This window comes from Mycobacterium sp. E1715 (assembly GCF_001667625.1).
Classification (GTDB): domain Bacteria; phylum Actinomycetota; class Actinomycetes; order Mycobacteriales; family Mycobacteriaceae; genus Mycobacterium.
Genome location: NZ_LZJJ01000105.1, coordinates 1 through 9,556 on the forward strand (window position 1 = coordinate 1; position 9,556 = coordinate 9,556).

Annotated in this window: 9 protein-coding genes and 2 pseudogenes; 4 read left to right on the forward strand and 7 right to left on the reverse strand. The window is 68.0% G+C overall.

Annotated elements, in window-relative coordinates; genetic code table 11:
• Both A9X03_RS05720 and A9X03_RS05725 read left to right on the forward strand, forming a co-directional pair.
• Positions 1-691: pseudogene (locus tag A9X03_RS05720) on the forward strand (FAD-dependent oxidoreductase); the annotation flags it as partial.
• On the forward strand, positions 682-1,542 hold the full coding sequence (locus A9X03_RS05725; RefSeq protein ID WP_067778608.1) for an LLM class F420-dependent oxidoreductase: 861 nt from the start codon (positions 682-684) through the stop codon (positions 1,540-1,542). The pseudogene A9X03_RS05720 and the gene A9X03_RS05725, both read left to right, overlap by 10 nt.
• Positions 1,543-1,693: 151 nt before the next feature.
• Here the strand turns inward: A9X03_RS05725 and A9X03_RS05730 are convergent, their stop codons facing one another.
• Complete coding sequence (locus A9X03_RS05730; RefSeq protein ID WP_068260087.1) at positions 1,694-3,838, reverse strand: 3-hydroxyacyl-CoA dehydrogenase NAD-binding domain-containing protein; 2,145 nt, start codon at positions 3,836-3,838, stop codon at positions 1,694-1,696.
• 4 nt (positions 3,839-3,842) lie between these two features.
• On the reverse strand, positions 3,843-5,054 hold the full coding sequence (locus A9X03_RS05735; protein WP_067753360.1) for an acetyl-CoA C-acetyltransferase: 1,212 nt from the start codon (positions 5,052-5,054) through the stop codon (positions 3,843-3,845).
• 205 nt (positions 5,055-5,259) lie between these two features.
• Here A9X03_RS05735 and A9X03_RS05740 point away from each other — a divergent pair, with 205 nt between their 5' ends.
• Positions 5,260-6,438: a pyridoxal phosphate-dependent aminotransferase gene (locus A9X03_RS05740; RefSeq protein WP_067753357.1), complete on the forward strand. Its 1,179-nt coding sequence runs from the start codon at positions 5,260-5,262 to the stop codon at positions 6,436-6,438.
• Here A9X03_RS05740 and A9X03_RS05745 read toward each other — a convergent pair.
• The 4 genes from A9X03_RS05745 to A9X03_RS05760 are packed head-to-tail and all read right to left on the reverse strand — an operon-like array spanning position 6,430 to position 8,985.
• The gene (locus A9X03_RS05745; RefSeq protein WP_082950154.1) at positions 6,430-6,885 is read right to left on the reverse strand and encodes an SRPBCC family protein; all 456 of its coding nucleotides are present in this window, start codon (positions 6,883-6,885) and stop codon (positions 6,430-6,432) included. The genes A9X03_RS05740 and A9X03_RS05745 overlap by 9 nt on opposite strands.
• Positions 6,886-6,942: 57 nt before the next feature.
• Positions 6,943-7,398 (reverse strand): SRPBCC family protein, encoded by a 456-nt coding sequence (locus tag A9X03_RS05750; RefSeq protein ID WP_067753354.1) that lies wholly within the window; start codon positions 7,396-7,398, stop codon positions 6,943-6,945.
• Positions 7,399-7,456: 58 nt separating this feature from the next.
• On the reverse strand, positions 7,457-8,536 hold the full coding sequence (locus A9X03_RS05755) for a CaiB/BaiF CoA-transferase family protein (RefSeq protein WP_067753351.1): 1,080 nt from the start codon (positions 8,534-8,536) through the stop codon (positions 7,457-7,459).
• Between the two features lie 5 nt (positions 8,537-8,541).
• Complete coding sequence (locus A9X03_RS05760; RefSeq protein ID WP_067753348.1) at positions 8,542-8,985, reverse strand: SRPBCC family protein; 444 nt, start codon at positions 8,983-8,985, stop codon at positions 8,542-8,544.
• On the opposite strand from A9X03_RS05760, the pseudogene A9X03_RS28235 reads away from it, so the two are divergent.
• Positions 8,984-9,322, forward strand: a pseudogene (locus tag A9X03_RS28235) (thiamine pyrophosphate-binding protein); the annotation flags it as partial. The gene A9X03_RS05760 and the pseudogene A9X03_RS28235 overlap by 2 nt on opposite strands.
• Here the strand turns inward: A9X03_RS28235 and A9X03_RS28240 are convergent.
• Positions 9,226-9,543 carry a thiamine pyrophosphate-binding protein gene (locus tag A9X03_RS28240; protein WP_369830999.1) on the reverse strand — a complete coding sequence of 106 codons (318 nt, stop codon included), beginning with the start codon at positions 9,541-9,543 and terminating at the stop codon, positions 9,226-9,228. The pseudogene A9X03_RS28235 and the gene A9X03_RS28240 overlap by 97 nt on opposite strands.
• Positions 9,544-9,556 lie beyond the last annotated feature (13 nt).

The window sequence follows — 9,556 nt, forward strand, 5'->3', positions numbered from 1 at the left end:
GGCGCTCGCCGGCCGCGGCGAGATGACCTGCCACGTCGGCGTGGGCCGCCTCGCGGCCATCTACACCGCCGAGCACCTCGACGACGCGCGCGCCGTCTTCCTGTTCCGCAGTAGCCGTGAACTCGACTATGACCACCGGGATGCGTTGCGGCAGAAGGACTTATTGCGTTCGGCGTTCGCCGATATGCACGAGCAGGTGGACGATTGGCTAGCCGAAGTCGACAGCACGCCCGCCTTCTACTTCGACTCCATCAGCCAACTGCGACTGGACCGATGGTCACGTCGGCGGGTCACCCTCGTCGGCGACGCGGGATATTGCCCCGGCCCGGCGGTCGGGGGCAGTACCAGCCTCGCGGTGCTCGGCGCCTACGTACTGGCCGGCGAGCTCGCCCAGGCCGACGGCGACCTCCTGCGCGCGTTCTCCGCCTACGAACTGCAGATGCGCGAGCCGGTACACCAGAGCCGCGCGTTCGCCCGCGGCGCCGCCAAGGGCATCATTCCCGGGTCGCGGTTCGGCGTGTGGGCGTTGACCCGCGGCGCGCAGCTGGTCTCGGCCATGCCCGGGTCGTTGTCGCGGTCGCTGGCCAAGCTGAACGCCAAGGGCGTCCGGATGCACGACTCGATGCCGGTGCCCGACTACAGCGCGACCGACCGACAAGCGAACGAAAGGAACAACCGCCGATGGAACTAGCCGGTGTGGGAATCTGGAGCAGTCAACTGCGCTACGGCGATCCGTCCGAATCCGCCGAGGCGGCAGCGGAATTGGACGAGTTGGGTTTCCCCGCGCTGTGGATACCCGACGTCGGCGGACCGGTGTTCGACGCCGTCGGCAACCTGCTCGCCGCGACCGAGCGGACCGTGGTCGCGACCGGGATCCTCAACCTGTGGATGCATGCACCCGGCGACGTCGCCGAGTCCTACGCGGCACTCACCGACGAGCACGGGGACCGGTTCCTGCTCGGCATCGGCGTCAGCCACGCGCCGCTCATCGACGCCGGCCAGCCCGGGCGCTACCGCAAGCCGCTGGCGGCGACGGCGTCGTTCCTGGACGGGCTGGATGCCGCCGTGCGGCCGGTGCCCGCCGAGAACCGGGTGCTCGCCGCGCTCGGCCCCAAGATGCTGACCCTGTCGGCGGAACGGTCCCGCGGCGCGCATCCTTATCTCGTCACGCCCGACCACACAGCCTCCGCTCGCGCGACTCTGGGTGAGGGCCCCCTGCTGCTGCCTGAACAGACCGTCGTCCTTTCCGAGGACGCCGACGAGGCGCGGCGAATCGGAACCGATTGGCTGCGTGCGTATTTGGCTTTGCCCAACTACGCCAACAACCTGCTGCGCAGCGGGTTCTCCGAAGACGACCTGGCGCAGGTGAGCGACCGTCTCTTCGATGCCATCATCGCGTGGGGCGACGAAGGGGCGATCATGCGCAGGGTCGACGAGCATCGGTCGGCGGGCGCCGACCACGTGTGCGTGCAAGTGCTGCTGGAGGACCCGAAGGCGTTCCCGCGCGAGCAATGGCGCAGGATCGCCGCCGCCTCCGGTTGAGGCCGCCGACGCGGTACCGCCCCTTCCATTGCCGCGACACTTAAACCACGGCGACGACACGCCGTAACGCACCGCCATGGTTTAAGTCTCACGGGACCACGCCACGCAAAAGCCCCCGAGGCCAACGGCTTCGGGGGCTTTGCGACTGAAACTAGGTCAGCGAGTCCGGCGGCAGGAAGCGGTCACCGTACTTGGCGGCCAGCTCGCGTGCCCGCGCCACGAACGCATCCTTGCCGGTCCCTCCCGCACCCTCGTAGCCGACGATGAACTGCGCGCTGCCACCGGTGTACGGCGGGAACCCGATGCCCATGATCGAACCGATGTTGGCGTCGGCGGTCGACGTCAACACGCCCTCGTCGAGGCACTTCTGGGTTTCCAGCGCCTCGGCGAACAGCATCCGATCGATCATGTCCTGCAACGGGATCTGCGCGCTGCCCGACTTGAACGTCTCCCGCAGGCCCGGCCACAACCGGGTGCGCTTGCCGTCGACGTACTCGTAGAAGCCCGCGCCCTTGAGCCGCGACGGGCGGCCGATCTCGATCATCTTCTCGACGACCGCCTCCGCCGGGTGCGGCTCGTAGGTGCCGCCGGCGTCCTCGACGCCCTTGCGGGTGGCCGCGGCGATCTTGTGCATCAGCTCCAGGTTGAGCTCGTCCGAGAGCTGCAGCGGCGGCGCCGGGTAGCCGGCCTGCGAGCCGGCGTGCTCGATGCTGGCGGGCTCCACGCCCTCGCCCAGCATCGCCAGGGCCTCGTTCACGAAGGTGCCGATGACGCGGCTGGTGAAGAAGCCGCGGCTGTCGTTGACGACGATCGGGGTCTTGCCGATGGCCAGCGTGTAGTCGAACACCCGGGCCAGTGCCTCATCAGAAGTCTTCTCGCCCTTGATGATTTCGACCAGCGGCATCTTGTCCACCGGAGAGAAGAAGTGGATCCCGATGAAGTCTTCCTGGCGCTTGACGCCGGTCGCCAGACCGGTGATCGGCAGCGTCGAGGTGTTGGACCCGAGCAGCGCGTTGGGTTCGACGATGTCCTCGATCTCCTGGAACACCTTGTGCTTGAGGTCCTGGTTCTCGAAGACCGCCTCGATGACGAAGTCGACGCCCTTGAAGTCGGCGGGGTCGGCGGACGGCGTGATGCGGTCCAGCAGCGCCTTGCTCTTCTCCTCGGTGGTCTTACCGCGCTGAAGCGCCTTGGCCTCAAGCTTTTCCGAGTAGCCCTTGCCCTTCTGGGCGGCCTCGATGCTGACGTCCTTGAGCACCACGTCGAAACCGGCCTTGGCCGAGACGTACGCGATGCCAGCGCCCATCATGCCCGCGCCCAGCACGCCGATCTTGTTGATCTTGACCGGCTCGATGCCGTCGGGTCGCGAGCCACCGCCGTTGATGTGCTGCAGGTCGAAGAAGAACGCCTGGATCATGTTCTTGGCGACCTGGCCGGTGACCAGCTGGGTGAAGTAGCGGCTCTCGATGCGGGTGGCCGTGTCGAAGTCCACCTGCGCGCCCTCGACGGCCGCGTCCAGGATGGCCCGCGGCGCGGGCATCGGCGCACCCTTGAGCTGCTTCTTCAGCAGCGCCGGGAACGACGGCAGGATGCCGGCCAGCGCGGGGCTGGACGGGGTACCGCCAGGCATCTTGTAGCCCTTGGCGTCCCATGGCTGGGTGTGCGAGTCGGGGTTGGCCTTGATCCACGCCTTGGCGGCGGGCACCAGTTCCTCGACCGAGCCGACCAGCTCGTCGACCAGCCCCATCTCCTTCGCCTTGGCCGGCTTGAAACGGGTGCCCTGCGAAAGGATGTTCATGAACGCGTTCTGGATGCCGAACATCCGCACGGTGCGGGTGACCCCGCCACCACCGGGCAGCAGGCCCAGCGTCACCTCGGGCAGGCCCAGCTGGCTGCCCTTGACGTCGGCGGCGATGCGGTGGTGGCAGGCCAGCGCGATCTCCAGCCCGCCGCCGAGCGCGGCGCCGTTGATGGCGGCCACGACCGGCTTGCCCAGGGTCTCCAGCGTGCGCAGGTCGCGCTTGATGTCCTCGACCTCGGTGAAGACGTCGCCGGCGTTCTCGGGGCCGGCGTTGATCATGCTCTTGAGGTCGCCACCGGCGAAGAACGTCTTCTTGGCGCTGGTGATCACCACGCCGGTGACCGAATCCTTCTCCGCCACAAGGCGTTCGACGGCTTTGTGCATCGACTCCTTGTAGTGCTCGTTCATCACGTTCGCCGACCCGGTGGGGTCGTCGAGCGTCAGCGTGACGATGCCGTCGTCGTCCTTGTCCCAAGTGATGGTGTTCTCTGCCATGGTCCTAAACCCTCTCGATGATGGTGGCGACGCCCATGCCGCCGCCGATGCACAGCGTGATCAGCGCGCGACGCGCGTTGCGGCGCTCGAGCTCGTCGACCATGGTGCCGGTGATCATGGCGCCGGTGGCGCCCAGCGGGTGGCCCATCGCGATGGCGCCACCATTGACGTTCAGCTTCTCGTCCGGGATGTTGAGGTCCTTCTGGAACTTCAGCACCACCGACGCGAACGCCTCGTTCAGCTCGAACAGGTCGATGTCGTCGACGGTCAGCCCGGCGCGGTCGAGGACCTTCTGGGTGGCCGGGGTCGGGCCGGTCAGCATGATGACCGGGTCGGACCCGCTGGTCGCGGTGGCGACGATGCGCGCGCGGGGGGTCAGGCCCTGCGACTTGCCGGCGGCCTCGGAGCCGACCAGCACCAGCGCGGCCCCGTCGACGATGCCCGAGCTGTTGCCGCCGGTGTGGACGTGGTTGATCTTCTCGACGTAGTGGTATTTCTGCAGCGCCACGTCGTCGAAGCCGCCCATCTCGCCGATGCCGTCGAACGCGGTCTTCAGCTTGGCCAGGCCCTCCATCGTGGTGTCGGGCCGCATGTGCTCGTCGTGGTCCAGGATGACCAGGCCGTTCTGGTCGCGCACCGGAATGACCGACTTGGCGAAGTAGCCGCCCGACCAGGCCTCGGCGGCCTTCTGCTGCGACCGCAGCGCGTACGCGTCGACGTCCTCGCGGGAGAAGCCCTCGATGGTGGCGATCAGGTCGGCACCGATGCCCTGCGGCACGAAGCCGATCCGGTAGTTGGTCTCGGGGTCGGTCGCCCAGGCGCCGCCGTCGGAGCCCATCGGAACGCGGCTCATCGACTCGACACCGCCGGCCAGCACGAGGTCGTCCCAGCCGGAGCGCACCTTCTGCGCGGCGGTGTTGACGGCTTCGAGGCCCGAGGCGCAGAACCGGTTGAGCTGCACGCCGCCGGTGGTCTCGGGCAGCCCCGCCACCAGCGCCGCGGTGCGGGCGATGTCGCCGCCCTGGTCACCGACCGGGGACACCACGCCGAGGATCAGGTCGCTGATCAGGTTCTCGTCGAGGTCGGGGTTGCGCCGGCGCAGCTCGTCGACCAGCCCGACGACCAGGTTCACCGGCTTGACCTCGTTAAGCGAGCCGTTGCGTTGCTTGCCCCGCGGCGTGCGGATGGCCTCGTAGATGAAGGCTTCTTCGGACATGTCGAGTTCCTCTTCACAAGTGGGTTTCGGATCCGTATTAAAGGTAGGTCCGGATACCGCACCCTAACAAAGTGCCCGGCCAACCTGTTGGTTGGGCCGATCGCCGCTGGTAAAGCCTGCCGAGCGTCACGCCAGCGTGGCCGCCGCACGCGAGCGCCACGCTGGTGTGACGTTCGAGTCCTGGCGCCCCCTAAGCTCGACCAGCATGACGGTGTCGCGACTGCGTCCGTACGCGACCACGGTGTTCGCCGAGATGTCGGCGCTGGCCGCGCGGGTCGGTGCGGTCAACCTGGGCCAGGGCTTCCCCGACGAGGACGGCCCCGCGGCCATGTTGAAGGCGGCCCAAGATGCCATTGCCGAGGGGAACAACCAGTACCCGCCCGGCATCGGCGTGGAGTCGCTGCGGCACGCCATCGCCGCCCAGCGGCGGCGGCACTTCGGCATCGAGTACGACCCCGACACCGAGGTGCTGGTGACGGTCGGGGCGACCGAGGCCATCGCGTCGGCGGTGCTCGGCCTGATCGAGCCCGGCTCGGAGGTGCTGCTCGTCGAGCCGTTCTACGATTCCTACTCGCCGGTGCTGGCGATGGCCGGCGCGGACCGGGTGGCCGTCCCCCTGGTCCCCCACGGCCGCGGCTTCGCCTTGGACGCCGACGCGCTGCGCCGGGCGGTGACGCCACGCACCCGCGCGCTGATCGTCAACTCCCCGCACAACCCGACCGGCACGGTGCTCAGCGCCACCGAGCTCGCCGCCATCGCCGAGGTCGCGGTCGCCGCCGACCTCTTGGTGATCACCGACGAGGTGTACGAGCACCTGGTGTTCGATCACCACCGGCACCTGCCGCTGGCCGGCTTCGCCGGCATGGCCGAGCGCACCGTCACCATCTCCAGCGCGGCCAAGATGTTCAACTGCACCGGCTGGAAGATCGGATGGGCTTGCGGCCCAGCACAACTCATCGCCGGGGTGCGGGCGGCCAAACAGTACCTGAGCTACGTCGGCGGCGCGCCGTTCCAGCCGGCGGTGGCCCTCGCCCTCGACACCGAGGACGCGTGGGTCGCCGAGTTGCGCCGCTCGTTGCAGGCCCGTCGCGACCGGCTGGCCGCCGGGCTGTCGGAGATCGGCTTCGAGGTGCACGACAGCGCGGGCACGTACTTCCTGTGCGCCGACCCGCGGCCGCTGGGCTACGACGACAGCGCCGCGTTCTGCGCGGCGCTTCCGGAGAAGGCGGGGGTGGCCGCCATCCCGCTGTCGCCGTTCTGCGACCCGGCGGCCGCGCACGCGTCGGCCCAAGCCAAAGTGTGGAATCACTTGGTGCGCTTCACTTTTTGCAAACACGAGGACACCCTCGACGAGGCGATCAGGCGGTTGGCCGTCCTACGGTGACCCGGCCGGGCCGTAGCCCTCGGTCACCCGCTTTCGCAGGCCCTCCAGCGCGGCATGGAGGATTTTCTTGCGTGCCCGGTTGACCCAGAATTCGGGCAGCGGCGCCCAGGGTTCGACCGTGATGGTGAATCGGACCCGCGTCTTGTCGTCGCTCACGCGGCTCAGGTTGTACTCCCCGTGCTGACCCCGTTGCTGGGCGGTCTTGGCGGCGTCCCACACCATCCAGTCCGGGCCCCAGTGGTATTCCAGCAATTCGGTGTCGTGAATGCCGGTCACCGCGATGGTGACCTTCACGTGGTGCGGCCGCCCGTCGGGATATTTGTCGACGACCTCCACCCGCTTGTGCACCGGCGACCATGACGGCACGGCGTCCATGTCGGCCAGCGCCTCCAGGATCACCTCCGGAGGCGCGTCGATCACAATTTCCGACGATGCTTGAACGGCCACTGCTAATAAGTTAGCAACCGCTCCGGCCGTCCCGAAGGCAAAAATGCGTGCCGCCGACTATTCCGACTCGGCTGTACCGTCGACGTGCTTTACCAATTCGCACAATCCCTTTACCGCCGAGTCGAGCACGCTTTCGCTGGCCCGCCGGACGATGAAGGCGGGCATCGGCCGGCCGGGTTCGACCGTCACGTCGAACCGCACCCGGGTCTTGTCGAGGCCCTCGGGCGTGAGGTTGTATTCGACGTGCTGGCCGTGCTGCTGGGAAGTCCCTTTGGCGTCGTAGACGACCCAGTCGGGGCCCCAGTGATATTCCAGGATCTCTTTGTCGACGAGCCCCAGGATCTTGATGGTGGTTTTGACGTGGTGGGGCCGGCCGTCGGGATAACGGTCGATCACTTCGATGTCTTTGTGCAGGGGCGACCACGACGACAGGACGCGGACATCTGTCAGCGCCTCCATGACCACTTCGGGCGGCGCGTCGACGACAAATTCGCGTGATGCTTTTACGGCCACTGAGCTCAACCTAGCAACAACGACCCGCATCCGGATCGATTCGGCGTAAAAACGCTGGCTACCAGTCGATTTCGCTAAGTGGCGTGGTGGCCGCGGGCGGCCGTCCGACCGGTGCCGCCGGGGTGCGGGAGAAGCGGGGGCCCGGGGCGGCCTGGTCGACGCCGTCCTCGGTGATCACGGTGGACCGTGCCCTCAAGTGCTCGTCGGCCGCCGCTTCGCTCCACGTCAGCACCGGGGTGACGCACGCATCGGTGCCGGCGAATGTGGCCGTCCACTCGTCACGGGTGCGGCTGGCGAATCGCTTCGTGAAGACGTCGTACATCCGCGGGTAGGACCCGACGTCGAGCTGGCCGGGGACCTCGTCGGCCGACAGGCCGAGCCCGGTCAGCAACGCCGCGAAGAACTGCGGCTCGATGGCGCCGACCGCCATGTACTTGCCGTCGGCGGTCTCATAACAGCGATAGAAGGGAGCGCCGCCGTCGAGCAGAAACGACTCGCGCCGGTCCCTGAGCGCCCCGGTCGACTTCATGGTCCACATCATCTGGGCGAGCAGGCTGACGCCGTCCACCATCGCCGCGTCGATGACCTGACCCCGGCCCGAACGTTCCCGTTCATAAAGCGCGACGGCGATGCCGAGCAGCACCAGCATCGAGCCGCCACCGAAGTCGGCGACCAGGTTCAGCGGCGGCATCGGCGGCCGGTCGGCGTGGCCCAGCGCGGAGAGCGCGCCGGTCCGCGACAGGTAGTTGATGTCGTGGCCCGCCGTCCGGGCCAGCGGCCCGTCCTGCCCCCAGCCGGTGATCCGCGCGAAGATCAGGCGCGGATTGACCGCCGCGCACTCGTCGGGACCGATGCCGAGTCGCTCACAGGTCCCCGGGCGGAAACAGTCCAACAGCACGTCGGCCTTGGCGGCGAGATCGAGCAGTGCCGCCGGCCGCGTCTTGACGTCCAGGTCGACGATCTGCTTCCCGCGATGCAGCAGATCGCGATCTTCGGCCGGCATCTTCAGGCCACCGGGCCGGCGCACCCGCACCACGTCGGCACCCAGGTCGGCGAGCATCATGCCCGCGTGGGGGCCCGGTCCGATCCCGCCGAGCTCGATCACCCTCACCCCGGCCAGGGGTCCGGCGCCACCCACTGCGGCTACTTGCCCTTCTTCACTTTCAGTACCCGCTCGCGCAGCGCCTTGGTCGCGGAATCGATCGTCCCCTTCACCGCGCGCTTCAAGACGAAGCCGGGCAGTGGCACGTTCGGGTCCGCGAGAAGCTCGAACTTGACCAGGGTCGCGTCTCCCTGCGGTACCAGGGTGTACTTGCCGTCCTGCGCCTTCTGCTGCGAGGAGCTCACCAGCGTCCAGCTCACCGCGTCGGGCGCCCAGGTGTAGGCCACCACCTGTTCGTCGGTGATCCCGGCGACCTTCACCTTCATCTTCACTTGGCTGGGCCGCCCGTCGTCGCCGGTCGAGAGGACCTCGGCACTCTGATGGGGTTCGGACCATTCGGGCATCGCCTCGAAATCGGCGATGACGTCCAGGATCTCCTCCGGACTGGCTTCGATGACGATGTCACGGGATTCTTTGAGTGCCATGGCCCGCACGATACTGAAACGCCGTGCCCGCCGGAATGAATTCGACCGAGGTACCGTCGTGCTTGTGCCTGACAACCAGCCCGTCTACACCGTCGGTGACTACCTGTTGGACCGCCTCGCCGAACTCGGCGTCACCGAGATCTTCGGCGTTCCCGGTGACTACAACCTGGAGTTCCTCGACCACATCGTTGCCCACCCGACCATCCGCTGGGTGGGCAACGCCAACGAGCTGAACGCCGGCTACGCCGCCGACGGGTACGGCCGGCTGCGCGGAATGTCCACGGTGGTAACGACTTTCGGCGTGGGCGAACTGTCGGCGGCCAACGCGATCGCGGGCATCAGGTTGGCTTGGGCACAGGTGATCTCGCGACTGACGCGCAAGAAGTGCTCGAAGTCTCCGTCGCCGAGCGAGTGGTGTAGCGCGCGCCGGGTGCCCTGCGCGTCCTTGGACGGGCCCCCGACGATGTGCACGACGGGCACCTGCTCGGCATAGCTGCCCGCGATCGCGTTGGCCGCCGACAGTTCGCCCACGCCGAAAGTCGTTACCACCGTGGACATTCCGCGCACCTGC

Bases quoted from the DNA above. Each gene is read 5' to 3' on its own strand.
- A9X03_RS05725 (WP_067778608.1), top strand. From the start codon at position 682: ATGGAACTAGCCGGTGTGGGAATCTGGAGCAGTCAACTGCGCTACGGC.
- A9X03_RS05730 (WP_068260087.1), bottom strand. From the start codon at position 3,838: ATGGCAGAGAACACCATCACTTGGGACAAGGACGACGACGGCATCGTC.
- A9X03_RS05735 (WP_067753360.1), bottom strand. From the start codon at position 5,054: ATGTCCGAAGAAGCCTTCATCTACGAGGCCATCCGCACGCCGCGGGGC.
- A9X03_RS05740 (WP_067753357.1), top strand. From the start codon at position 5,260: ATGACGGTGTCGCGACTGCGTCCGTACGCGACCACGGTGTTCGCCGAG.
- A9X03_RS05760 (WP_067753348.1), bottom strand. From the start codon at position 8,985: ATGGCACTCAAAGAATCCCGTGACATCGTCATCGAAGCCAGTCCGGAG.
- A9X03_RS28240 (WP_369830999.1), bottom strand. From the start codon at position 9,543: ATGTCCACGGTGGTAACGACTTTCGGCGTGGGCGAACTGTCGGCGGCC.